The organism is Bacillus sp. 22446, from assembly GCF_052044955.1.
GTDB classification, from domain to species: domain Bacteria; phylum Bacillota; class Bacilli; order Bacillales; family Bacillaceae; genus Bacillus; species Bacillus altitudinis.
This window is the reverse complement of the sequence record NZ_JBQEOD010000003.1, coordinates 229,402-254,811: the sequence shown is the minus strand read 5'-3', so window position 1 is coordinate 254,811 and position 25,410 is coordinate 229,402. Positions and strand designations below refer to the sequence as shown.

General features: G+C 39.0%; 27 protein-coding genes and 1 pseudogene. 2 read left to right on the top strand and 26 right to left on the bottom strand.

Annotation, left to right across the window (positions count from 1 at the left end):
* Window positions 1-157: 157 nt before the first annotated feature.
* The 25 genes and pseudogenes from ACTJJD_RS08585 to ACTJJD_RS08465 form a co-directional block, all read right to left on the bottom strand.
* Complete coding sequence (locus tag ACTJJD_RS08585; RefSeq protein WP_046344580.1) at window positions 158-1,951, bottom strand: M3 family oligoendopeptidase; 1,794 nt, start codon at window positions 1,949-1,951, stop codon at window positions 158-160.
* 124 nt (window positions 1,952-2,075) lie between these two features.
* A protein-coding gene (prfB, locus tag ACTJJD_RS08580; RefSeq protein ID WP_098680723.1) for a peptide chain release factor 2 occupies window positions 2,076-3,177 on the bottom strand; the annotation gives its coding sequence in 2 pieces (ribosomal slippage) (window positions 2,076-3,104 and window positions 3,106-3,177; 1,101 coding nt in all).
* A 67-nt stretch (window positions 3,178-3,244) separates the two neighbouring features.
* Complete coding sequence (secA, locus tag ACTJJD_RS08575; protein ID WP_035701569.1) at window positions 3,245-5,770, bottom strand: preprotein translocase subunit SecA; 2,526 nt, start codon at window positions 5,768-5,770, stop codon at window positions 3,245-3,247.
* Window positions 5,771-5,968: 198 nt separating this feature from the next.
* Window positions 5,969-6,532, bottom strand: a complete 564-nt coding sequence (gene hpf / locus ACTJJD_RS08570) for a ribosome hibernation-promoting factor, HPF/YfiA family (protein ID WP_007499992.1) — start codon at window positions 6,530-6,532, stop codon at window positions 5,969-5,971.
* A gap of 189 nt (window positions 6,533-6,721) precedes the next feature.
* A complete protein-coding gene (locus tag ACTJJD_RS08565; protein WP_440608301.1) occupies window positions 6,722-8,407 on the bottom strand; it encodes a methyl-accepting chemotaxis protein in 1,686 nt (561 codons plus the stop codon).
* Between the two features lie 33 nt (window positions 8,408-8,440).
* A complete protein-coding gene (locus ACTJJD_RS08560; RefSeq protein WP_008348244.1) occupies window positions 8,441-8,821 on the bottom strand; it encodes a hypothetical protein in 381 nt (126 codons plus the stop codon).
* 13 nt (window positions 8,822-8,834) lie between these two features.
* Window positions 8,835-9,176, bottom strand: a complete 342-nt coding sequence (locus tag ACTJJD_RS08555) for a flagellar protein FliT (RefSeq protein ID WP_148779769.1) — start codon at window positions 9,174-9,176, stop codon at window positions 8,835-8,837.
* Entirely contained in the window at window positions 9,173-9,577 is a 405-nt protein-coding gene (gene fliS, locus ACTJJD_RS08550; RefSeq protein WP_008348247.1) for a flagellar export chaperone FliS, read from the bottom strand. Before fliS ends, ACTJJD_RS08555 begins: the two co-directional genes overlap by 4 nt.
* A gap of 17 nt (window positions 9,578-9,594) precedes the next feature.
* A complete protein-coding gene (locus ACTJJD_RS08545) occupies window positions 9,595-11,109 on the bottom strand; it encodes a flagellar hook-associated protein 2 (protein WP_440608300.1) in 1,515 nt (504 codons plus the stop codon).
* A 20-nt stretch (window positions 11,110-11,129) separates the two neighbouring features.
* On the bottom strand, window positions 11,130-11,471 hold the full coding sequence (flaG, locus tag ACTJJD_RS08540; RefSeq protein WP_007499987.1) for a flagellar protein FlaG: 342 nt from the start codon (window positions 11,469-11,471) through the stop codon (window positions 11,130-11,132).
* A gap of 153 nt (window positions 11,472-11,624) precedes the next feature.
* Entirely contained in the window at window positions 11,625-11,849 is a 225-nt protein-coding gene (gene csrA, locus ACTJJD_RS08535; protein WP_008348252.1) for a carbon storage regulator CsrA, read from the bottom strand.
* The gene (gene fliW, locus ACTJJD_RS08530) at window positions 11,843-12,277 is read right to left on the bottom strand and encodes a flagellar assembly protein FliW (protein ID WP_148779771.1); all 435 of its coding nucleotides are present in this window, start codon (window positions 12,275-12,277) and stop codon (window positions 11,843-11,845) included. Before fliW ends, csrA begins: the two co-directional genes overlap by 7 nt.
* A gap of 28 nt (window positions 12,278-12,305) precedes the next feature.
* Complete coding sequence (locus ACTJJD_RS08525) at window positions 12,306-12,884, bottom strand: DUF6470 family protein (protein WP_440608299.1); 579 nt, start codon at window positions 12,882-12,884, stop codon at window positions 12,306-12,308.
* Window positions 12,885-12,930: 46 nt separating this feature from the next.
* On the bottom strand, window positions 12,931-13,842 hold the full coding sequence (gene flgL / locus ACTJJD_RS08520) for a flagellar hook-associated protein FlgL (protein ID WP_008348257.1): 912 nt from the start codon (window positions 13,840-13,842) through the stop codon (window positions 12,931-12,933).
* Between the two features lie 8 nt (window positions 13,843-13,850).
* The gene (gene flgK, locus ACTJJD_RS08515) at window positions 13,851-15,371 is read right to left on the bottom strand and encodes a flagellar hook-associated protein FlgK (RefSeq protein ID WP_440608298.1); all 1,521 of its coding nucleotides are present in this window, start codon (window positions 15,369-15,371) and stop codon (window positions 13,851-13,853) included.
* Between the two features lie 15 nt (window positions 15,372-15,386).
* Window positions 15,387-15,869 (bottom strand): flagellar protein FlgN, encoded by a 483-nt coding sequence (locus ACTJJD_RS08510; protein WP_007499977.1) that lies wholly within the window; start codon window positions 15,867-15,869, stop codon window positions 15,387-15,389.
* Between the two features lie 18 nt (window positions 15,870-15,887).
* Window positions 15,888-16,151, bottom strand: coding sequence for a flagellar biosynthesis anti-sigma factor FlgM (flgM, locus tag ACTJJD_RS08505; protein WP_003213252.1), 264 nt, complete (start codon window positions 16,149-16,151; stop codon window positions 15,888-15,890).
* A gap of 79 nt (window positions 16,152-16,230) precedes the next feature.
* Window positions 16,231-16,650 carry a TIGR03826 family flagellar region protein gene (locus tag ACTJJD_RS08500; RefSeq protein ID WP_017357864.1) on the bottom strand — a complete coding sequence of 140 codons (420 nt, stop codon included), beginning with the start codon at window positions 16,648-16,650 and terminating at the stop codon, window positions 16,231-16,233.
* A gap of 56 nt (window positions 16,651-16,706) precedes the next feature.
* Complete coding sequence (locus ACTJJD_RS08495; protein ID WP_017357863.1) at window positions 16,707-17,174, bottom strand: ComF family protein; 468 nt, start codon at window positions 17,172-17,174, stop codon at window positions 16,707-16,709.
* 51 nt (window positions 17,175-17,225) lie between these two features.
* A pseudogene (locus tag ACTJJD_RS08490) lies at window positions 17,226-17,429 on the bottom strand (hypothetical protein); the annotation flags it as partial.
* Window positions 17,390-17,683 (bottom strand): late competence development ComFB family protein, encoded by a 294-nt coding sequence (locus tag ACTJJD_RS08485; protein ID WP_099496873.1) that lies wholly within the window; start codon window positions 17,681-17,683, stop codon window positions 17,390-17,392. The gene ACTJJD_RS08485 and the pseudogene ACTJJD_RS08490, both read right to left, overlap by 40 nt.
* Before the next feature lie 64 nt (window positions 17,684-17,747).
* Complete coding sequence (locus tag ACTJJD_RS08480) at window positions 17,748-19,127, bottom strand: DEAD/DEAH box helicase (RefSeq protein ID WP_157774431.1); 1,380 nt, start codon at window positions 19,125-19,127, stop codon at window positions 17,748-17,750.
* Between the two features lie 119 nt (window positions 19,128-19,246).
* Window positions 19,247-20,089 (bottom strand): DegV family protein, encoded by an 843-nt coding sequence (locus ACTJJD_RS08475; protein ID WP_440608297.1) that lies wholly within the window; start codon window positions 20,087-20,089, stop codon window positions 19,247-19,249.
* A 211-nt stretch (window positions 20,090-20,300) separates the two neighbouring features.
* Window positions 20,301-20,990: a two-component system response regulator DegU gene (gene degU / locus ACTJJD_RS08470; protein ID WP_008348273.1), complete on the bottom strand. Its 690-nt coding sequence runs from the start codon at window positions 20,988-20,990 to the stop codon at window positions 20,301-20,303.
* Window positions 20,991-21,054: 64 nt separating this feature from the next.
* Window positions 21,055-22,230 carry a sensor histidine kinase gene (locus ACTJJD_RS08465; protein ID WP_003213166.1) on the bottom strand — a complete coding sequence of 392 codons (1,176 nt, stop codon included), beginning with the start codon at window positions 22,228-22,230 and terminating at the stop codon, window positions 21,055-21,057.
* Between the two features lie 221 nt (window positions 22,231-22,451).
* On the opposite strand from ACTJJD_RS08465, the gene ACTJJD_RS08460 reads away from it, so the two are divergent.
* Window positions 22,452-23,120, top strand: coding sequence for a YigZ family protein (locus ACTJJD_RS08460; protein WP_268450045.1), 669 nt, complete (start codon window positions 22,452-22,454; stop codon window positions 23,118-23,120).
* Window positions 23,105-24,196, top strand: coding sequence for an LCP family protein (locus tag ACTJJD_RS08455; protein WP_025208065.1), 1,092 nt, complete (start codon window positions 23,105-23,107; stop codon window positions 24,194-24,196). The genes ACTJJD_RS08460 and ACTJJD_RS08455 overlap by 16 nt, the downstream gene beginning before the upstream one ends.
* Window positions 24,197-24,232: 36 nt before the next feature.
* Here ACTJJD_RS08455 and ACTJJD_RS08450 read toward each other — a convergent pair whose 3' ends face one another.
* Window positions 24,233-25,300 (bottom strand): glycosyltransferase family 4 protein, encoded by a 1,068-nt coding sequence (locus tag ACTJJD_RS08450; RefSeq protein WP_007499956.1) that lies wholly within the window; start codon window positions 25,298-25,300, stop codon window positions 24,233-24,235.
* Window positions 25,301-25,410: the final 110 nt, after the last annotated feature.

Below are 25,410 nucleotides of genomic sequence, written 5' to 3'. Positions count from 1 at the left end.
CTTCTTTTCAGCGTGATTGAAAACCTTTGCAGTCTAGGAAGGACGAGCATCGGAGCGGAGCGAATTTGACATTCGTGAGCACCGAAGCGCAGGACTGACACAGAATGCGAGGGTTTGTCTACACGCTGAAGCTCCCGTAATGGGAGCTTTTCATTTTTTATGCCTTCGTCGCTTCTAAAAACTCTTCAGCATCTGCCACAGCCAGTGAAATGGCCTCTTCCCAAAATGCTTTTTGAGTAAGGTCGACACCTAGGTGCTTATATGCCAAATCTTCTACAGTCATTGACGCTGTATCTTTTAATAGCGCAATATATTTCTCTTCAAATGATGCCCCAGCCTGCAATGCTTTTGCGTAAATACCTAGCGAGAACATGTACCCGAAGGTGTAAGGGAAGTTATAAAACGGGACACCTGTAATATGGAAATGCAGTTTAGACGCCCAGAAATGCGGATGGTATTCATCTAAAGAGTCGCCAAAGGCTTCCTTCTGTGCTTCTACCATCAACTCATTCAAGCGGTCAGCTGGCACTTCTCCTTGTTTGCGCTCTTCATAAAAACGTTGTTCAAATAAGAAGCGTGATTGAATATTCATAAAGAATGCCACACTGCGCTGCAGCTTATCCTCTAGCAAACTGAGACGCTCTTCTTCATTGGCCGCCTCTTTTAATGAAGCATCTGCCACAATCATTTCAGCGAATGTCGACGCAGTTTCAGCTACATTCATCGCATATTTACGATTCAACATCCGAACATCCTGCATGACTTCCTGATGGAACGAATGACCAAGCTCATGTGCTAGTGTCGCTACATTGGATGGAGTCCCTGAGAAGGTCATAAAAATACGTGATTCTCCGCTATCAGGGAAATTCGTACAGAAACCGCCCACTCGTTTGTTTGGGCGATTCTCAGCTTCTACCCAGCGTTCATTAAAAGCTTTTTCAGTAAAAGCAGCAAGCTCTTTTCCAAACCCTGCGAAATGCTTGATAATAAAAGCGGCTGCGTCTTGATAAGAATAGGTTTTTGTCTCACTTCCAATAGGCGCTCCCACATCAAACCAGCTTAGTTTATCAACCCCAAGCATGTCAGCTTTACGTTGTAAATAATCAATGAATGGCTGCTTATGTTCATCAATGACAGACCACATTGTATCGAGCGTCTCTTGTTTCATCCGGCAAATATCAAGGGGCTCTTTTAATATATGATCCCATCCTCTGGCTTCATATACTTGTAGACGAAAACCAGCGAGATGATTGAGTGTGCTTGCAAACAAATGTTCATCCTGTGTCCATGCATGTTCTAAATTATGATAGACGGCTTTTCTCACTTCACGGTCTGAATCATCCATCGCATTTTCTGCTTGGCCTACAGAAATCATTTGTGTTTCACCATTTTGCTCAAATGGAATGGTAATTTTGTTCACCAAGCTAGAATAAAGTTCATCCCACGCATGATACCCATCTACTGCTAGTTTTTGAATGAGTGTTTCCTGTTCAACAGGCAGTTGATCTTTCACATGTTCTCTTCGTTCATTTAATATGTAACGAACATCTGAGAAAGCGGCTGAATCCATTAATTCTTCCCACTGGCTAGTAGGTATCTCAGCAAGTGATTGATCAAACCCTGCTAGAATGGTTCCTAATTCAGCTTCCAGCTTGGCAATAGACCCTCGGAGACTGCCCGCCTTCATATCCTTTGTATTTTGAGATTGTAGACAGGATACAAATGAACCTGCTTGTGCTAATTTTTTATATGTGATTTCATACGTTTCAAGGACAGCTGTTAACTCTTTTTCAATTTGTGTATCTTCTTTTGAAAAGGCATCTACCTTTTGTCGTAACTCATCTAATAGCTGCTGTATGTGCTGTAAGTATGTGATAAATTCTGATGAAGAACTGCCTCCTTTAAAAAAGGCATCTAAATCCCACGTCTCTTGTAATGGTTTTAATCCCAAATTATTTCCCCCTTTAATTGCTAATTTCATCATACAAAGGATATAGAGTCAGTATGGCATATGTATTCCTTTATATTCATTATATTTTCTCACAATTAAAAAAACCCGGCAAGAAGCCGAGTTTTTATGATAATTTTGAACGTAAATACGCATCGATAAAGGAATCTAAATCTCCATCCATCACCGCTTGAACATTTCCCATCTCCGTGTTGGTACGATGGTCTTTCACAAGAGAATATGGGTGGAAAACATACGAGCGAATTTGGCTTCCCCAGCCAATTTCTTTCTGTTCTCCTCTGATTTCATCCAATTCCGCCTGTTGTTCTTCGATCCGTTTTTGATAAAGCTTAGACTTCAGCATTTTCATTGCACGTTCTCTGTTTTTGATTTGGGATCTTTCCGTTTGGCACGTCACGACGACATTTGTTGGGATGTGTGTGATACGAACCGCAGAGTCCGTCGTATTGACGTGCTGCCCCCCTGCACCACTTGCACGATACGTATCCACCTTAATATCCTCTGTACGAATATCGATATCAATTTCTTCATTAAATTCTGGCATGACATCACAGGAAACGAAAGATGTATGTCTACGGCCAGATGAATCAAATGGAGAAATACGGACTAAACGATGGACACCTTTTTCTGCTTTTAAGTAACCGTAAGCGTTATGTCCTTTAATCAGCAATGTCACAGACTTAATTCCTGCTTCATCACCAGGAAGATAATCAAGTGTTTCAACCTTAAAGCCTCTGCGCTCTGCCCAGCGGGTATACATTCTGAGGAGCATCGATCCCCAGTCCTGTGATTCCGTTCCACCTGCACCCGGGTGAAGCTCAAGAATGGCATTGTTTTTGTCATACGGTTCACTTAAAAGAAGCTGCAATTCAAACTCGTTAAATTGTTTTGTTAAGTTCTTCAGTTCTTTTTCAAGCTCTGCATGAAGATCCTCATCGTAGTCTTCTTTTAATAAATCATGCGTCATTTGCAGCTCATCATGAGATTCACTGAGCTCATGATATGTATTCACATAATCCTTCAGTGCATTGGCTTCATTAATGACACCTTGCGCTTTTTGCTGGTCATTCCAAAAGTCAGCCTCTGACATCGTGGCCTCAAGCTCTGCAATTTTCGCTTCTTTTGTATCGAGGTCAAAGAGACCCCCTAAAATCAGCTAGCCTGCTAGCCATATTTTCAAGCTCTTGTCTAATTTCTACTAATTCCATATCCTTCACCTCATAGATGTATGGGGGCTGACATGAATAGAAAGAGGTTTTCACCTCTTTCCATTACTTATTCTGTCTTCCCATGACAATTTTTATATTTCTTGCCGCTTCCGCAGTGACATGGTGAGTTTCTTCCGATATCCACCACTTTACGCACCGGCTTTTTCTTCACTGTTTTCTCCTCATCGCCTTCTTGAGGCTGATGAGCAGTTGTTTGTCCTTGAACGACTTCTTCACGTTCTAGGTTGTTTTGGATTTCTGATTTTAGCACATATTTAGCGACGTCATCTTCAATTGAAGCGACCATATGCTCAAACATCGCAAATCCTTCCATTTGATACTCACGAAGCGGATTGGTTTGTGCATATGCACGTAAATGGATTCCTTGACGCAACTGATCCATTGCATCGATATGATCCATCCACTTCGAATCTACTGCACGAAGAACGATGACTTTTTCAAATTCACGCATTTGTTCATCGCCAAATGTCTCTTCTTTTGCATCATATTTCTCTTTAATCCGCTCCATGATGAATTCGGTGATCTCATCTGCTTCTTTACCGAAGATATCTTTGACCGAAATGGCACCTTCATCTAAATAGTTCGTGTTGATTAATTCAACAAGACCATCTAGTTTCCATTCTTCTGGAAGTTCTTCTTTCGGCGTGTAAGATCCAACAGCCCGCTCAATAGACGATTGAATCATATTGATCACAATCGATTTCAAGTTATCAGAATCGATGACTTCAAAACGCTGTTTGTAAATGACTTCACGCTGTTGACGAAGAACATCATCATATTGCAGAAGCTGCTTACGGGAATCAAAGTTATTCCCCTCAACACGTTTTTGAGAAGATTCAACAGCTTTTGAGACCATTTTACTTTGAATTGGAGTAGAGTCATCCATACCGAAGCGATCAAGCATCGCCATTGTCCGCTCTGCACCAAATCGGCGCATCAATTCATCTTCCATTGAGAGATAGAATTGAGTAATCCCTGGGTCTCCTTGACGACCAGAACGACCACGGAGCTGGTTATCGATACGGCGTGATTCATGACGCTCTGTCCCAATAACAGCAAGACCGCCTAGTTCTTTCACACCTTCGCCAAGCTTGATGTCTGTTCCACGTCCCGCCATGTTTGTCGCAATTGTGACGGCACCTTTTTGTCCAGCTTCCTCAATAATTTGTGCTTCACGCTCATGGTTTTTCGCGTTTAACACTTGATGAGGGATGCCTTTATTTTTAAGCAGTTTTGAAATCAATTCAGATGTCTCAACCGCAACAGTTCCGACAAGAACCGGCTGTCCTGTCATATAACGCTGTGCGACGTCTTCAGCTACTGCTTTAAATTTGCCATCCATTGTGCGGTAAATTAAATCAGGTCTGTCATCACGCACAACCGGTTTATTGGTTGGGATTGTGACAACCTGCATATTGTAAATGTTACGGAATTCCTCTTCTTCCGTTTTCGCTGTACCTGTCATACCAGATAGCTTTTCATACATACGGAAGTAGTTCTGGAACGTAATGGTTGCAAGTGTCATGCTTTCATTCTGCACTTCAAGACCTTCTTTTGCTTCAATGGCTTGGTGCAGACCTTCACTATAGCGACGTCCTTTCATTAAACGTCCTGTGAAGGAGTCAACGATGACGACTTGACCATCTTCCACAACATAATCAACGTCTTTTTGCATCGCAACATGCGCCTTAAGAGCCTGCGCGATATGGTGGTTAAGAGCAACATGTTTGACGTCAAACAAGTTCTCGATGCCAAATGCTTTTTCCGCCTTCGTCATTCCGCTTTCAGTCAACTGTACACTTTTTGTTTTAATATCATAAGTGAAATCGTCTTCTATTTTTAACGTACGAACAAAAGCATTTGCTTGTACGTAAAGTTTCGTCGATTTTGCAGCTTGTCCAGAAATAATAAGAGGTGTTCTCGCTTCATCAATTAAGATGGAGTCAACTTCATCGATGACGGCATAATGAAGTGGTCTTTGAACCATTTGCTCTTTGTACAGCACCATGTTATCTCGTAAATAATCGAAGCCAAGCTCATTGTTTGTTGAATACGTGATATCAGCAGCGTACGCTTCTCTTTTTTCATCTTTGTCTAAACTGTTTAAGTTCAAGCCAACCGTTAATCCAAGAAATTCAAAAATCTTGCCCATTTCCTCTGCATCACGGCTTGCCAAATATTCGTTGACTGTCACAATGTGGACGCCTTTTCCAGAAAGAGCATTCAAATAAACAGGCATCGTTGATGTCAACGTTTTCCCTTCACCTGTTTTCATCTCTGAGATATTACCTTCATGAAGGGCAATCCCCCCCATGAGCTGTACCTTAAATGGGAACATTCCTGTCACGCGGCGTGATGCCTCGCGAACCGTTGCAAATGCTTCAACCAAAAGGTCGTCTACAGATTGTCCTTTTTCAAGTTTTTCTTTAAATTCGATCGTTTTATTTCGTAAAGCCTCGTCAGATAATTTTTCAAAATCTTGAGCGAGAGCTTCGATTTCATTTGCCTTTTTTTCATATCGGCTGATCGTACGTTTCGTAGGATCAAACACTTTGTTTAAGATTCCAAGCATATAATAACGCTCCTCTATTTCATGCAATTTTTCGGCATGTCCAAAAGTTTGACAGGTCCATATTTACCTGCATTTATCATACCATACCTTCCTTGATTTCCAAAGAATTTGCAATGATTTAGCACAAAAAACCCGCCCCTAATGAAGGGAACGGGTTTACTTTTTTTAGGTCATTTTCGGATCAAAAGGAACGAATGATTAAGCGTTCGGCTCAATGAGTCCGTATTTACCGTCATTTCGGCGGTATACCACATTGGTCAAATTTGTCTCAGCATTTGTGAAGACAAAGAAACTGTGACCTAACATGTTCATTTGGAGAATGGCCTCTTCGCTATCCATTGGTTTTAGATTGAAGCGTTTTTGTCTGACGATTTCTGTTTCATCAATTTCTTCGTCATCTTGAACTGCTACTTCGGAAGCACCGTTTCCTCCAGCAAATAAATGCTTTTTCGCACCTTGCTCACGGAATTTACGGTTCACTTTCGTTTTATGTTTTCTAATTTGACGTTCTAATTTACTGGTTGCTAGGTCTACTGCATTGTACATATCCTCATTATGCACCTCTGCTCGAAGTGCTAGATCAGTCATTGGAATGGTAACCTCAACTTTAGATTCTTGATCGTTGTAAAATTTCAAGTTCACGTTGACTGAAGCATCAACATCTGACTCAAAATAACGCTCCAGCTTTCCAATTTTTTTCTCGACATGATCTCTTAGTGCAGGTGTTACTTCGATGTTTTCTCCTCGGACATTGTAATTCATGTAAAGAACGCCTCCTTTAAAATTAAGGATATGTAAACTTATTTCTACTTTTCCCTCCTTTTCTCCTGCTCAAACGTAAAAAAAATGTGAATTTTTATTGAAATTTGTCGAATCCTGCGGTGCTTCAGCTTTTACTTGATAGGTGATGAATATATATTCGCTTGATTCTTGAAAAAGACCATCGCACTGTTAAATCTTGAAAGATGAAATAGATGTTTTCAGTGATTGAGACAAAGATTTTAAATCCTCCGCAGCTGCTTTCATTTCCTCATTCGCCGCTAGTGATTCTTCAACAGCCGCCGACATGTACTCTGTTTCCTCAGAATTTCGTTTGGCTCCTTCTTCTATCACACCAATTGTTTGAGAAATTTCTTCTGTACTAGCTGAGATTTGCTCTGTCGTAGCAGAAAGCTCCTCTGCTTTCATCGAGATATCACGGATGGATTCCAGAATTTCTTGAAAGCTCTGTTCAGACAATTGCGATACTTTCACACCTTCTGCTACATCTCGTTCCACTTTCGTCATAGATTGAGACGATCTTTCAGTATCTTTGTTCACGTTGGCGAGTAACTGACTAATTTGATCAGTCAGCTGACTTGATTCTTCCGCCAGCTTTCTGACTTCATCTGCAACAACCGCAAAACCTCGTCCATGTTCCCCAGCCCTTGCTGCTTCAATGGCTGCGTTTAAAGCAAGTAAATTTGTCTGATCTGCAATGGCATGAATATTCCCCAGCAGGCCTTGAATGCCGGTAAATTGTACTTGTACATTGGCCATTGTAGAATGATGTTCATTCACAGATTCCTTAATAGAACTCATTTGTTTCACAAATTGTTGAATGAGGGATGCGCCCTCTTCAGCCTTTTCAGTCACTGAAATTGAGTGACCCGAAACATCAGACGTATGTTCAGCCGCATTATGCATACCAGTCGAAACTTCTTGAATTGAAGAAGCTACTTTTCCTACTGCATCCGATTGTTCACGTGAAGCTTCACTGACCTGTTCAATCGAGCTAGACGTCTGTTCACTAGCCGAAATGGTTTGACTGATGGTTTCTTCAAATTGCGCAGCAGAATCAGCTAATTGCCTTGATCCATTTTGCACCTGTAGGATGAGCTGACGCAAATGAGCGGTCATTTGGTTAAAAGCCGTACCGAGCTGGCCAATTTCATTTTTAGAGGTTACTTCAATCTCTTCAAGTGTGAGGTCACCATCTGCCATTCTTCTTGCTGCATGTGTGACAGAGACAATCGGTTTTGTCATACGATGAACAAACCTTGTGCCAATGACTAAAAAGCCGACTATAATCGCTGCGCTAACGAGAATAAGCGTCAGCAATAATTGGTTACTTTCTTCATTGAGCTGACTGATTTTTTGATCACGCTGTTTCAATTGTGTTTGAGCAAATTCTTTTGTAAAGGTATGTATTTCTTGTTCGATAGGTTGTAATTCTTGACTGAGGCGGGTGTTGAATTCTTTTTGATTGTTAGTATTCAATGAGATAAATAGCCTTTTCGTGGATTCATAATAAAGCTCATTCTTCTGAGAAATCTTTTCTAACAATTTTTTTGCTTGTTTGACTGTACTCAGTTTTAAAGCATCACCTGTTTTTTTATTAATATCAACATAGGTATCTTCAATATTTTGTGAGACTTTCCTATCCTGAACAACCACATACGTTTTAATTTGTGCTTCCTGCTTTTGCAGCAGTGCCTCTAATTCCAGTGAGGTCTGGTACAGCTTTACTTCTTTGGTGAGGAGTGCTTTATATGATTGATCTGTTTTGTAATAGATAAAGCTAGAAAATCCTAAAATACTGACAAACAATACACATATGACAATAAGCCCAAATAAAAATTGATTTTTTAGTCTCATAAATTCCTCCGAATGGTCTGAATTGAACAAAAATTAATGAATGACATACGGCCTCATACAGGCATGTATTTCATCCATCCACTTTCTATATTCAGGTATAAAATATGATGTAAGGAATGACTGGAAGTGATTTGAAGGGAATGTATAGAAAGCTAGTATATCGAAACTTAAAAAAATTTGGTCAAACGATCGAATCGTCTTAGCAAAGTGCTCATTTTCAATAATTGAAAGCAGAAGCGGGTGTGTTGTCTCTAAATGAAAGAAGGCATGGATCAGATCATTAAAGATCCGATCCCCTTCTGTTTTAGCAAAATCCTTCTCAATTTCATCTAAATATTTTAGACTCTCTTCTATCGTATATAGAAGGTCATAATATGTGGTTAATAAAATATAGTCATCTGAACGATACGCCACAGGTCTCACCTATTTATTTCCGTTTATCGTAGTATACGCCGTCACTTGTCATGGGCTGATACGGATTTTGATAATTCAGCTGTTTTGTTTTCTTACGTTGAATGGCTTGAATATCTGCCTTGATCCCATTTTGAATCTCCGTTAATTGCTTGGCCATCAATTGATCTGTTTGAATGATTTCTTTGATTTTCTCTTTTTCTTGAACGGAAAGCTCATGTTGAATATCTCTCATTAGTTCGTCTCTCTCAACTAAAAAAGCATCAAAGTCTTCAATGAGTGTTTCGCTTTGCGGATTGGCCTCTATTTCCGCTGCCATTTTTAACGTTTGGTCGTGCAGTTGGTCCACAATACTCATAGAGATCCCCCAATAGAGTGGTGACGCCCTTTTCGATCGGTTTGAATGACTTCCTTCCAAGCATCTCGGAAATCAGTCACATATTGCTCTACTTCATTCAGGATCTCTTCGTCATTTTGCAGATTGGCTTCAATCAGTCTTCGATAGATGTAGTCATACATACTTGCCATGCTCTTTGATACATCATACGTACGATTTAAGGTGACATTTAATTCTTGGATGATGTTTTGAGCCTTTTTCAGGTTCAAGTTTCTCATTTCAGCATCTTCTTTTTGAATGCCATGCTTTGCTAGTCTAATAAACTTTAAGCATCCTTCATAAAGCATAAGCGTTAACTCGGCCGGTGTTGCGGTCTCAATAGAATTTTTCTGATAGGCGGCATAAGGGTTCTGAATTGCCATATGTTATAAACCTCCAATTATTGTCCAAGCAGTTGAGAAAGATAGCCAGATTGGTTGTTTAGCTTTTGAATCGCACTATCCATGGCGTTAAACTTTTTGTAGTAACGAGCTTCCACCATTTTTAAACGATCTTGGAATGTACTCATTCGTTCGGTCAAAGAATCAAGGTCCTTACCAAGTCCGTATTCTTTTGATGCCATCGTTGTGCTACCAGCCTTTGTCTGAATGCTCTTCGAGAAGGCTGATAAGGAATTTTTGATACGATGAATGATTCCTTGTTCTTTATATTGCTGCTGCGCTTTATCTTTATCTTTTGAATCTACATTTAGCGAACCTGACATAAATATTTGACTAATCTTCTGTGGGTCTTCTTGAATAGCTTTTCTTAGCTTCGGTTCATCAATGACAAGCTTTCCGCCATCTTTATATTTATCTGAAGTGGCAATTCCGATTTGTGTCATGTGAATTTTATTCCCATCACTTGTCGTAATATCAACATAAAAATCACTTCTTAATTTAGATGCACCAGATCGTAAAATTGAATCACTTCTCAACAAGCCTGACTTCGCAGTCGTTTCCCATAGCTCGACTTCTTTGTCAGACATGGCTTTTTTCTCTTCAGCTGTTAATGGATAGTAGTCTCTATTTCTTTTTTCATTGACTTTACCATTGATCTCTTCAACAAGTTCATTGTATTTATCAACGAATTGTTTGATTTTATCAAAGATGGCATCGACATCTGTTGAAACGTTCAAACTGACAGGCTTATCTGTTGTTCCTTTAAGTTCATATGTGATACCAGCCTGCGTGAAGGTATTATTGTTATTTTCCATTTTGAGACCATTAATTTCGTATTGCGCTTTCTGCCCTTGAGTAGTCGCAACTAATTTATTATCTCCATCCACTTGGAATCCTAATTGCGTTAAAAATGAAGCAGAATCACCATCCGCTGCCTTAATACTGACACCTTCTCCAGTCGTACGCGAAGTCAGAGCAATTGTATCTACGTAGTTGGTCCCATCAAAAATTTGACCTTTATAAGCCGTGACACCTAGTTGAGCGTTGTTCAATTTTGACACGATTGTATCAAGGGTATCTTTATCAGTCGTATTAATGGTCACTGTTTTGGGTGTCGTAGAATCTGGTGTCGTCACCTCAAACGCGAACGTACCGTTTGCAGCAGTAAATCCAGATGTACCAGAAGATTTGAATACGGAAGCTGTCGCTAGTTGAGTCACATTAATCGAGCCAGAGGTAGCATTTGTTGATCCAGTTGCTGTGACAGCAGATTCATTGGAGCTAGTGACCTTTTTTGCGCCATAAGTACTCGGATATGTTAAATTTAGTTTGGCAATGAGATCATCTAATTCTTTGACCTTTGAATTGACCTCGCGATAGCTGTCTCTTTGCCATTCAAGTGTTTGTTTCTGACGTGTCATTTTATCAAGTGGTGCTTGCTCAGTTTTCATTAACTTTGAGACGATTTCATCAATATCAAATACATTAGAAAATCCAGTAATTCGATTAACCATGGTTTATGTTCTCCCTTCAATTACATTCTTTTATCGACAAATAAACCGACAATCTCTGTCATTGCCGCATAGAAATCAAGCCATTCTTTGGAAGGAATCTCTCTAATGACTTCTTCGGTTTGGTTATCTACGACTTTGACATAATATTCATTGAGTTTTTCATGCAATTCAAATTGAAGATGAAATTGAGTAGGTTCAATCAGCTTATTTGCTCCTTGAAGCGTTTTCTCAATTTCTTCTTTTGAAACGACTTTTCCATTTGCTTGTAAATCAGTGTTTGCATTGTCATTTTGATGATTCGTAACACGGGTTTGAAATGCATCAATCAGTGGCTCTAGCGAAGTCAACTTACCAACAGACATAGTTATTCAGCTCCTGTGCTTTGATCTATCTTTTATATCGGCTTTGAATTATTAAATTAAATATAGATGGCCCGATTTGTTAAAGTTTCATATAGATGGTGTACTTCTACGGTTTCACACGGAGGAGGATAGACAAATAGGATAAAAAAATCCTCACTTTTTTTGTGAGGATAATTGAGAAAGTAGATCAAAGGACAAGCTAGCAGCACGGCTGTTTTCTTCTTGAATAGACAGGTATACTTCCTTCCTGTGAATATCAATATGCTTAGGAGCCTCAATTCCGACTTTTACTTGGTCGCCTTCAATCGCAATAATTTTAACTTCAATATCGTCGCCTATTTGAATCGATTGATTTAATTTACGAGATAGAACTAACATGAGGAAGCCACCTCTAGCAAATGTTTTGTATGATAGGCTGAATCATGCAAAATGACCTGCTTGGCTTTCATGTTTTTCCGATTCACAATAATAGGCGCTCTTAAATTGGCTGTCGTTTTTTCAATAGAAGATCCCATTGTTAAAATAACCATGACTTCCACATCATTGGCATCTTCCACCCCAAGAATGTCTACAACCGATTCTTCTAAGTCAAATTCATATTGATTGAAGAACAAAAATGGGCTGCTGACAATAAAGCCTAGTTCTGTATTTTCCAAAGATTGGAGAACTAAAAATGGGGATTCTTCTGATAAAGGTAAAATGACAAATTGTTTTTGATCCAGAAATCCTGGTATCCCATTAGAGAAGTGAATGATTTGCTCCTCTTTAATCGTCACTTCGCCATGGTATTTTGTTTGAATGATCATAATTCACGACCTTTTTCATTTTTCTTAACTATACCTTATCACCATTTTGACCTGTTTCGTCAACTTCTATTTTTAATTCTGGGTATTGTAACATATCAATATGAACTTTACCTGGCTGGTAGTTAACAATTGGTTTATGAGGTGTTGCCTCTATAATAGCTTTTTGCGGCTCCACATCAATTTTAAGTTCAGATGGCTGATAGTGAATTTTCACACTAAAAAATGAAGGAATCACACCGATGTTGAATTGTTTTGCTGGAGGACTGCCGTTGATTTTCGCAAACTCAGCAATCGCATTCCCACCATTCTCGATCTTGATGAGTTCACTTCCTTCTTCCGCTCTACGTCCCATTCCTTCTCCAATCGCACGTTTCCCCTCAGCCGCCCATTCCTCAGAACGCCTAAAAATCGACTTAATATCCATATCGGCAAATGCCTCGGTTTGATCTATGGTTAATTTCGACGGTGTCCTTGTGATATTCATGACAGCTCTTGGCTGCTGAATCTCAAGCTCCGCTCTTGGCTGCTCTACTTCTTGCTTGGAAGGGGTTGTCGACATTTGTAGCTTCGCATAAGTTTGCTCCATTAACAATTTAGGAATTTGCATAGGTTCACCTCCATGATGCAAAAAAGCACCCAACGGATGCTTTTTCTTATCTTAAGAAATCGACAAGGGATGGCTGAATCACTTTAGCTGTCGTCGCTAGAGCAGCTCTATTCACAGTCTCTTGTTGAAGAAGATCAAGGATGGCTTTTTCACTTTCTACATCTTCAGCATCTGATTTAGCCTTTTTCAGCACTTCAAATTGCGAAGTCAAACGGCTTCCGACTAAGTCGATACGATTAGATCTAGCCCCAAGGTCTGAACGCTCAGCACTCATCACTTCTTTAAACTGATCGATATTTCCTAATGCATCATCAGAATTTGTAAACGTTCCATTTTTTAATGAGTTTTCTAAATCAGTCAGCATTTCAATGACATTTTGACCACTGGCAGATTGCCCACCAAAAGCTGAAAGAGGATTTGAATTCACATTTAATGTGATTCCATCAGAAATGTTCGATTGAACAACGTTAGCATCTGTATAGTTTTCAAAGTTAAATGTAAATGTACCATCTGCATTCTCTACAACTGGTTTAACATTTGTATTCGTCCCATTAAAAACAAACTTACCTAACATCTGCGTGTTCATTGCATCAATGATTTGATTCTTCATCTGACCAATTTCCACTCCGATAGCAGCTAAATCTTCTGGCTGTTTTGTTCCATTGGCCGCATCGAGTACTTTATCTCGTATATTTGACATGATATCAATGATTTCAGTGACACTTGTTTCAGATGTATCAATCCAGTTTCGTGCCTCATTTAAATTAGTTTGGTATTGCTCATTTCGAAACATGGCTGTACTATACTGAAGACTTTTCACTGCTGCCACAGGATCATCAGACGTTTTTGTGAAACGTTTTCCAGACTGTGCCTGCTCATTAATTTTAGAGAGTTTTTCATAACTTTTACTAATATTTCGAAGTGAATTTTGAGAAATCATACTTTGCGTGACTCGCATCAGTTACCCTACCTTCCTACGACACCCATGCCGTTTATTATTTTATCTAATACTTCGTCTTGCATCGTCATAATTCTTGCAGCTGCATTATACGCATGCTGAAATTGGATCATGTTCGTCATTTCTTCATCAAGAGATACAGCACTAGTTGACATCCTGCGTTCATTGGCTGAATTCACAAGAGCTGCTGAACTGCTTTCAAGGGTCATGTTCTTTTTAGCTTGTATCCCCATTTCGGCAATGACATTCTGATAGTAATCCTGAATCGTTGTGGTATTGCCGCCGATTGCAAGCTTTAAATTTTGAATATTGGCTAATTGCGTAGCATTCGAACCATCACCTTGCGTTTGATTAAGAGATGCAGCAATGTTATCTGTTGATGCTAAAATCAAGTCACTCACCTTGATACGGGCTGCCAAACCTTTATTCAAATCATTGTTATTCTCGATATCGAAAAAGTCTTGTCCGTTTGTGCCATTTAACGTGTACCCTTGCTTATGGACATCGTTAAAAGCATCCATAAATACTTTTGCTACTTCATCCAGCTCAGCAAGCATATCCGGGTACATGCCTTTTTCATCTCCATTAGACATGTAGCCATACGCCTCAACAAGTGCTTTTACTTTACCATTCACTTGTAATTGATCAGCTGCGATGGTTGTCGTTCCAAATTGGAGTGAGTTAACAAGTCCTGTCGTATTATCATAGGAAAGTTGCAATTCAGATTTTTCATTAGTAATGCCATTTAAAATCGTTCCAGCAGATTGTCCATTAGCACCGATAATGTCGATGTTAACGGTTCCTTCAGCAATTTCCAGAGCATTTCCTCCAGAAGGGTTGTAGCTCACTTTAATATCAACAAGTGAGGAAAGCTGATCTATAAGAGCGTCGCGCGTATCATAAAGATCATTGGGAAGATAACCATTTGGCTCAACGGTTGCAATCTGTTTATTCACTTCATCAATTTGAGTTAATAGGGTGTTCACATTTTTTGCCGTTGAATCGAGTTCAGTTTTTAAATTCTTTTGTATCGTTGTTAAAGAAGAATTTAGCAGGCGGAATTGATCTACTAAAGCCTGAGCACTTGTCTTAACAACTGTACGGGCTGAAGCAGTATCAGCATTTTTCGATTCTGATAAGACTTGTAATGATTTCCAGAGATTATCAAAGGCTCTATTCAAGCCTTCATCTGTTAAATCATTCATCACTCCTTCCATTTGTGAAAGAGCATCAGACTTCGTCGCATAATAAGACAAGTTATTGTTATGATCTCTATACTGAAGATCTAAAAAGCTGTCTCGAATTCTTTCAACAGTTCCAACTTGGACACCTGTCCCCATTTGGCCATATGTCTTGCCATCATAAACAGAAATCACTGGGTAAGGATTCTCTGCTTTAAAGGTAACTCTCTGTCTTGAATAGCCATCAGTATTTGCATTGGATACGTTGTTTGATGTGACATAAAGCCCTGCACGCTGGGCTGTGATTCCTCTTTTTGCCGTTTCTAGTCCCATGAATGTAGAACCCATAGATATCCTCCTTGTTTACGCCTTTGAATCAAACAAAGCCCTATGCTGTTTAGGCTTTGAACTCTCAAGACCATTTTGTCCGTAATTCATATTTTCTTTGTTAGGATTCACAAGATCGAATGTCAGTGAAATAAATTGAAGTGACTGCTGAATAAGCTGTTTGTTCAGTTCGTTTACATCTTTCAGTTCCACCATGATGTCATTCAGCTTCTCATATAACGAAATAAGCTCTTCTTGATCCGTTCCTGTAGCTTTTTCGATACATGCGGTGATTGTCGGCGATTGATCACTTTGTAAAAATTGAACTGCTGCTTCAATCCGCTTTTCTTCTAATTGTGAAATGGCCTGAATATATTTTTGCTCAAGGTTCAGAACCTCTGAAAGAGCATCGATCTCATTATTTTTCAGCATTTCTGTTTTATTCTTAGACAGCTTTAGAAGCTGTTCATGTAATCCGTAGAGACGGTGCAGTTCTTCAATCATTATTTTTACTGACATTCACGCTACTCCCTTTTGTTATTGTTGTTTATAAAAATTCAACATTTTATCTGCAATGCCTTTGGTATCTACTTGATATGTTCCGGCTTCAATGCTTTTTTTAATTTGGTCTATTTTATCTTGACGTTCTTTCATGATATTCGGCACCTTTTGCATTTCGATTGCCTTTTTAGAAATTTCGACTTTGTCAGTTGATTTTGCTTGATTCGATTGCAACGTTTGTTTCTCATATGTTTTCTTGTAAGGATTTACTGGTTGTGTTCCATATCGATTAATTTTCACGGGATTCCTCTCGCTTTCCGTTACAGTCTGTCTTGATTCTATCCATTTTATCGACCAAACTGCAACTTAGTTTAGGGAATCAGTCGTTTTTAGGATTAATGGCATAATAGGTGTCTTTTTTCCTAGATTCAATCTCCCTTTTACGCTCTTCTTCTTGGTCCATTTGGCTGATTTGCGTCTTTATATCCTTTTCACAATGGCTACACAGCTTGTTTTTCCTGATCGGTTGGCCGCATCTTTCACAAGGATAATTGATATTAGGGAATTGACTAATTTGAAGTCTTTTCAAACGGATAAATTTCAGGATTAATTCTTCATCAACTTCTGTTGCGTCTACTATTTCAGCAATGGTTGATTGTCTATTACTTTGCTTACGCAAGAATTTATAAACGATATCAAAAGAACGTTCTTCTTCTTCAAAGCATTTGTTACAAACCGTTTGGATGGTGGTTTTTAAAAATAACTGATTACATTGTGGACAGTTTGCCAATTGATTCATAACCAAAACCCCTTACGTTATTTTCTTTTCTTAATATCGGTTGATTGTCATGATTTTTAACTACGAATCAACGTAAAAGAGGAAACACTTTTGGCGCCTGCGTCTTTTAAAATTTTTGCTGCATGATAGACTGTCGCCCCAGTTGTATAAATATCATCGATTAATATGATATCCTTTAGAACGATCGGGTTTGCCTGCCTTAATTGAAACAACTTCTGTTGATGTAAACGTTCATTTTTTCTTTTCTTAGACTGCTTCCTTTGATGTACTTTTATAAGTGGCTCCAATATAGGTCCGCCAATCATGGAAGCAAGCATCATTGACTGATTGAATCCTCTTTCCTTTAATCTCTCTTTACTCAAAGGAATTGGGACAAGCACCGGTTCTTTGATTGAAAAAGAACGTTTAAACGCTGACTGTACATCTTTTTTAAATAGATCAGCTAAAGCCGTATCACCTCGAAATTTAAATCGAGCTAGAACATCTTTCATAAAGTCGTTGTAAGCATAAACAGACCGATTCATTACAAGAATCTCAGCAAAATCCCGTCGTTTATTCCACCTTGAACAATCATGACACAATTGATCATTTGATTGCGCTCTTCCGCATTTGGGACAAGTAGGACCTTGAATCTTCATGAGGTGGTTCTTACATGCTACACATAAACGATCTTCATTTAATAGTAGGAATGATTTCCATGTAAAAGCAGCCACAAAATGGCTCTCACAAATTGGACAAATCAATGCTTTTCTTTGTTCAACGACAAATGATTTTCGCACCTTGGATATGTAGTGACCGTTGAAGCTGCTTCTGTCAGAATGACGAGCATCGCCGTATTCTTCTGTTTATCCACCATCTCGGATTTACTGTAGGATATTTTATCGATATCTGTTATATATTGCGGTTTCACTTGATTTAGAGAAATGGCTAATACATCTTCTATACATTTTTCACAATGACAAATCATGTTTAATTGGTTGAGATATTGATAGAGAATTTCTTTAAGTAGTATTTCTTTTGCATTGAGTAGCATATTTTGTCTCTCCTGCCATTTGTGTTTTGTGAATATAATGTACCATGATTTAGTTGAACCCACACTATTTTTCAGAAAACTCTTTTTCAGCTGTATTATTCATTTTTACGATATGTTTCTTTGCTTGTTTCATACTTCTCGTTAAACCAAAATGAAAAAAGTACACGTCTCCGTTAAAAAAATCTGGATGTCTCCCTGCTCTACCAGAAATTTGAACAAGTGCACTTTCTGTAAAAATAGGAGATTCCGCACCTAAGACGCCCACTTGAACATCTTGAATGGTAACGCCTCTTTCTAGAATAGTTGTTGTAACCAATACATCGTATCTATGATCTCTGAAATGCTGGACTTTTTGCTTCCTTTCTTGATCATCCGCAGAAACACCCTGTACATTTACATCTTGACCTTGAAGAATATGAGTTACCTTCTTCATAGTAGAAATAGAAGGAACAAAGAGTAACACTCTTTTTTTCTTTGTGATATGTTCATGCAGCCAGTTCATTGTAGATGCTGGAAGCCGATTTCTTTTTAATCTCTTTTTCCAATCTCCAACCCATTGAAATGTTGGGACAGGTAACGGTTTTTGGTGGAAGCGCAGAGGAATTTTGATCGCTTCTAATTGTCTACGAGCAACATCTTTTTGCATTTTTTTAGATGGTGTGGCACTTAAGTAAATTCTAACTCCTGTTTTTTTCATTGACTTTAAAACAGCAAACTGAAGCCGTTCATCGATTGAATAAGGAAAAGCATCGACTTCGTCTACAATGAGGACATCAAAGGCGTTTTTATATCTCATTAGCTGATGGGTTGTAGCGATCATAAGCGGCGCCATTTGAAATCTTTGAGAACTCCCGCCATAAAGTGCAGCTATATTCAGTCCTTGAAATGCCTTTCTCATTCGAGGTTCAAGCTCAAGTACAACATCGGTTCTAGGCGTCGCAATACAAACACTCATTCCGTTATTTAGCGCATATTTTATTCCATGAAAAAGCACCTCCGTTTTCCCCGCACCACAAACAGCCCAAACGAGCAGATCAAATTTGTTTTGGATTGCTTCTACTAGCCTATCGGACGCTCTCTTTTGCCCTTTAGAAAGCTCTCCCTGCCATGTTAATTCAACTTGTCTTGTTTCTTTCTTTTGTGGACCCGTCCATTCGTAGAGAAAGCCACATTCGCTTACTTTTCCCAGCATGATGCAGGATCTACAGTATACACAGTCTTTTTTACATGTTTCACACGGAGAGAGGGCAAAGTAGCGCTTGTTTGATACACCGCACCGGCAGCAGATCAAACCACTCGCCACCCTATCGACTGCAGGTGTTCTATGGATAAATCCTTGATTCTCCAGCCACTCCAATTCGGACTGTGTACATTGACATTCAACAGGAAGAAGGTGCCTTGATTGTAGCTTGTGACTGAGTTCCATTGCTTTTTCCAGATTCAATTTCACGCACTACCTTTCCATTCATGTTGACCCATTATGTACAAAGAGAAGGCCTTTCGTCTAATTGTAAAAATAGAAAAACAAATCCCCTTTTCCATGAGAAAAGGGGATTTTGATATCTATCTGATGATCCAGCCAAGTGCTAAAGAGCCTTCGCCTAGATGAGTGCCAATCACGGCACCAAAGTAGCTTTTATAAAATTCAACATGAGGATACTTTTCTAATAAGTGCGCAATTAATTCATCTGCTTCTTCTTCTCTATTACCATGTATCAGAGTTGCTCTCATTGGAACACCACGTGATGCATCTTCATCAAATAATTCAAAAATACGTGAAATGGCTTTTTTGCGTGTACGAATCTTCTCAAAAGGGACAATTAGCTTGTTGTCAAAATGCAAGATAGGCTTTACCTTTAAGAGGCTTCCAATAAAAGCCTGAGCACCATTTAATCTGCCGCCTCGTTGTAAATGAGTTAAATCGTCTACCATAAAATAAGCTCTTTGATTTTCTTTCAGATAATTGAGATGGGAAATCACTTCTTCTGGAGAAGCACCATCTTGGATTTTTTCAGCAGCTTCTAACACATAAAAACCTTGCGCCATACAGCTAGTCTCTGTATCAAACGGATAAATGTCGATTCCGTCAACTAGTTCATTTGCTGAGGCCGCACTATTGTATGTTCCACTAATTCCGCTTGACAGATGTATACTAATCACAGCATCATATGTTTCGCTAAGTTTTTCATATAATTCTATAAGTTCACCGAAAGCAGGCTGAGAGGTTGTTGGAAGATCTTTATGTTTCTTGACTTCTTCATAATATGTCTTCCAATCCATTTCTACTTCTTCACGGTATGTTTCAGTACCAAAGATGACATTCAGAGGGATCATATGAATATGATGTTTATCACGTAGTTCTTGTGGTATATAAGCAGTACTGTCTGTTACAACGGCTATTTTCATTCTTAAATACCTTCCTTATCCGTTAAGTTGCTTTTTAAAAAAGAATGATCATTGTTTTTCACTAGATTTATAATACTAATCAAAAAAGCTTGCCTAATCAATAGGCAAGCCCGCTATATCCGAAAAAGACTCCTTACCTGCCTATCATTGCTCTCTAACTTGAATGTGAGAGAACTAAAAACAGGCGAAAAAGGAGTACTTGTCCGGAACATTATCTCATTTCTACCCAGCCGTTTTTAATTGCTACAACAACAGCTTGAGTACGGTCATTTACATTCATTTTTTGCAAAATGTTACTCACGTGGTTTTTGACTGTTTTCTCACTAATAAAGAGCGACTCACCAATACCTCTGTTGCTCTTTCCGTCAGCTAACATTTGAAGAACTTCACATTCACGTCTTGTTAAGATATGAAGTGGTCTGCGAATTTCAGGATATACCTCGTGCTGTGGATGTGCTGAAACGCCGCTTGTTGCTAAGCGTCGGAATTCATTTACTAAGTTATGAGTGACTTTCGGATGTAAATAAGAGCCTCCGTCAGCTACTACTTTTACTGCTTCAATGAGGGTATCTGCATCCATTTCTTTTAACAAGTAGCCTCTTGCTCCTGTTTTCAATGCATGTGTCACATAGTTTTCATCGTCATGAATAGATAGGATAATGACTTTTGATTCGGGATAAAGCTCTACTAGCTGTTTTGTAGCCTCCACACCATTTACATTCGGCATATTAATGTCCATAATGACAACATCCGGATGATAGTGTTCTACGATACGTGCAGCTTCGTCACCGTCGTCTCCTTCTGCAACTACTTCAAAAGTAGGTTCAAAATCTAAAATCCGTTTGACACCTTCACGGAATAATTGGTGGTCATCGATAATTACAATATTTACTTTAGTCACAAGCTACGCCTCCCCATGTTTATTGTTCTACACCTGAACTTTATGGTCAATATGTCTTTTGTCTCTATTTTACAATTTTATTTTGTAATGTTAACGGTACTCTAATCATGATGAATGTCCCTAGACCTATTTTTGAGTCTATGGTCATTTTACCTTCTAGTAAGTCTACGCGCTCTTTCATACCAAGTAACCCAAAGGATTTGTTTTTATTTGTTTTAACATCCTTCATATCAAAGCCTTTTCCATCGTCTTTGATAATTAAGGTGACAAAGTCTTTCGTCACTTCAACCTTCACAGAGATTTCTTCAGCTTCAGAATGCTTTAAAGAATTTGTGACAGCTTCTTGAGCTAGTCTAAATAGTGCCACTTCAAATTGAGAAGCAATTCTTTCGCTTTCAGTATCACCTAAGCACTGGAACGTAATTTTGGTTTTTCCATCATATTCTTCAATTGTGTTTAAGTATTTTCGCAGTGTCGGAATGAGACCCAAATCATCTAAAGCCATTGGTCTTAAATCATAAATGATTCTTCTCACTTCGTACAGTGCATTTCGCACATTCTGTCTTAGACTTCTAATTTCTTTAAAGCCTTCTTCTGTTCCACGGTCTCTAAAAATCCGTTCTATTAGTTCTGAACGCATCATCACGTTTGCCAGCATCTGAGCAGGTCCATCATGGATTTCTCGTGATACCCTTTTGCGCTCTTCTTCCTGGGCTTCAATAATTCTTAGTCCAAAATCTTGTTTTGCCTGAGCATCTTCAAGTAAAACACCGACCTGACGTAAATCTTGGTTCAAGTAGTTGAGGACGACCGTGATCTGGCTCACAAGCGTTTCTGAACGTTCAATGACGTCTTGTAAGCTTAACAATCGTCTTTCGAGATCATCTCTTCTTTCCCTCAGCTGTTTTTCGCGCTGCTGGATCATGGTCAATTCTACTTGCAGGTTATGTGCTTTTTCATAGGCTTCTCGTATTTCTTCTTCGCTGAATTTGTTGAAGTTTCTGCTGACTTCAGATAAACGATTTCTAGCATGTCTCGTATGTACTTCTAGTTTATCCCCAAAATCAATGACTTCGTTGACTTGCTGTTTAATTTGCTTGAGCTCTTCTACTAGGCTTTCATATTGTTGACGGGACTGTTCGCCGATTCTAAATACTTCGTCCTTACTGCCATCAACTGTACTTAGCATTTTCATGATGATTGAATCCAATAACTTCGGATCCATTTTAGGTGTTGTCATGGCTTTTACCTCCCGTAACAGTGATGTCATCTTTTTTTATTATAAATGTCATTGATCTGCATTTTATGTCGAATTATAATGAAAGAATGCGTATAAATCATGAAATTTTTATGACGACCCTTTTTCCGCTCCTATCATCATAACAAAATACGCTGTAAAATTCTAAAACCAATGCAAATTTTCTCTAGCCTTACAATTTGCTTGTCAGGAGGGTATGTCTTTTGCTGAACCGCTATCTCACAGTAAAAAGCCGTGGCGAGCATGAGATCGTCATTGAAAAATCACGTTTTATTTGTCATATACAACGTGCTGTCTCAGAAGAAGAAGCACAAACCTTTATACAATCCATAAAAAAACAACATTGGAACGCCACTCATAATTGTTCCGCCTATTTGATCGGTGAACATGATCTGATTCAAAAAGCAAATGATGATGGTGAACCAAGTGGTACGGCAGGGGTACCAATGCTTGAAGTGCTAAAAAAACGCAAGCTGAAAGATACAGTTGTTGTCGTCACTCGTTATTTCGGCGGTATTAAGCTAGGTGCCGGTGGATTAATTCGCGCGTACGGAAAATCTGTGTCTGAAGCAATTAATCATGTTGGTATGGTAGAACGCTGTTTAATGCGTACGATGCACACAACAATAGATTATACATGGCTTGGAAAGGTAGAGAATGAGCTTAGAGTCTCATCTTTTCAGCTAAAAGACATCCATTATGCAGAAGATGTGATTTTTGAAACGTATGTAGAAGAAACACAAAAAGAGCAGTTCATTGAATGGATGACTGAGTTGACTAATGGAAAGAGTGTTACTAAAGAAGGCGAATTGATTTATTTAGAAAAGGACGTTGGTCCGATAAAGGAGACAGATGAATGGCACAACGAGTAAAAGTGCGTGTACGAAAGAAAAAGAGTAAGAAGAAAAAGATTTTCAAACGGATTCTGGTCTTATTTTTGCTTCTCTTTATCTGCATGGGCGGATTTGCAGTTTATAAGATTGTGAATACACTCCAAGCTGCTGACAAAACTTATGATGAATTAGAGCGCGGGGAGAAATCGAAACTCCGTGATGCTGTCATTGATATAAAGAAAAAACCTTTCTCTGTCCTATTTGTTGGCATAGAGGATTACGCCACAAATGGTGATCACGGCCGTTCAGATTCACTCATCGTCGCAACGATTAATCCTCAGGATAAAACGATGAAAATGGTCAGTATCCCCCGTGACACACGAGTACAGCTTGCTAGTGACACAACGGGAAATAAAGTAAAGATCAATGCGGCATTTGCTAAAGGCGGTAAAGACGAAACGATTGAAACTGTCGAACAATTCTTGCATATCCCAATTGACAAATATGCAACAGTGGACTTTGACGGTTTTAAGGATGTCATTGATGAAGTTGGGGGAATCGATATAGACGTTCCATTTGACTTCAATGAAAAAAGTGACGTCAAAAAATCGAAAAAGATTTACTTTAAAAAAGGGAATATGCATTTAAACGGGGAAGAGGCACTTGCTTACGCGCGAATGAGAAAACAAGATCCACGTGGTGATTTCGGGCGTAACGATCGTCAGAAACAAATCTTACGTGCCATGATTGATCAAATGGCGAAACCTCATAACATTGCAAACGTGGATAATATTGCAAAAGAAGTAAGTGATCATATAACAACCAACTTCCGCATCACAGAAGGACTTGCTCTACAGCAAATTTACAGTGGTTTCAAAGGAGACGATACTGAAACATTATCTATTAAAGGATCAGACCTTTATCTAGGACCAAATCGAACATACTTCTTTGAGCCAGATCAAACCAACTTGGCTGAGGTGCAAAATGAGTTAAGGACACATTTAAAGCTTCCTGCTGAGTCATCATCTGAAACAGATTCACAAACAAATCCAGCCTCTGGTGAAACAGGAACAACTGATACCACGACTCCTTCGAGCAATACAACAGGACAATAATAAAAACAGCCCGCCTTCCGAGGAACGGGCTGTTTTTTATTGTCTTTTGACCATACGTTTGTAGAATTTCGTAAATGGTTTAAACTCTTCGTTCACTAATCCAGTGACTTCAGCAATAACTTGCATAAACATGACCAGTAAAAAGATGATGATCAATGACAGCCAAATGGTGGCACTTGTCAGCAAAATCGCGCTTAAGCTGAAGACTAGGCCAATCATGTAAATCACAATCACTGCCATTCGATGTGATAAGCCAAAGGCCATCAGTCGATGATGGATGTGTGATTTGTCAGGTGCTGAGATAGGCTGTTTATTCAATATTCGTCTGATGATCGCAAAGGTCGTATCAAAAATAGGCACACCTAAAATAATTACAGGGACAACAACACTAAACAAAGTAACACTTTTGTACAATCCTAAAAGTGACAGGACCGAGATCATATAGCCTAAAAATAACGACCCTGTATCACCCATAAATATTTTTGCTGGATGGAAGTTATAAAAAAGAAAACCGATGGTACTGCCAATGACGACAAGAGATAACGAAAGAATCAGGATCTTGTCCGCAGAAAATGCCATGACGGCAATCGTGGTTAAACCGATAACCGAAATTCCGGCAGCCAGTCCATCTAATCCGTCAATTAAATTGATCGCATTTGTAATCCCAACAATCCATAGTACAGTCAGGGGATATGCCATCCATCCTAACTCCAGTCGATCTGTTAAGAAAGGAACAGAGAAAAAGTCCATTTTTAAGCCCGTGCTCACGATTAAGCAAGCAACGAGGACTTGCACAAGAAATTTAAATTTTGCACTTAAATTATATTTATCATCAAATATACCTAAAATGACGATGAGTACAGCGCCAACTGATATAGCTGTAATTTTATTATGTAGAAACAGCCCGCCTGCTAGTGCTCCAGCCGCTACCCCAATAAAAATCGCCAAACCGCCCATTCGAGGCATTACTCTATCATGAACTTTTCGTTTATTCGGCTGGTCCACTGCACCAATCTTAATTGCAAACTTTTTGACGATTGGTGTCACAATTAAAACTGTAGCCAGAGAGACAAAAAACGCTAATAAGGCGCGTTCGTAATCCATAGGTCAGTCTCCTTCTAAATTGAAATCTGTATTTTGTATATTGGCCGCTCTTTCCATTATACAATTGAATATAGGATGATCACAAGCTCCCCCTAAGAAGAAGAAACAAA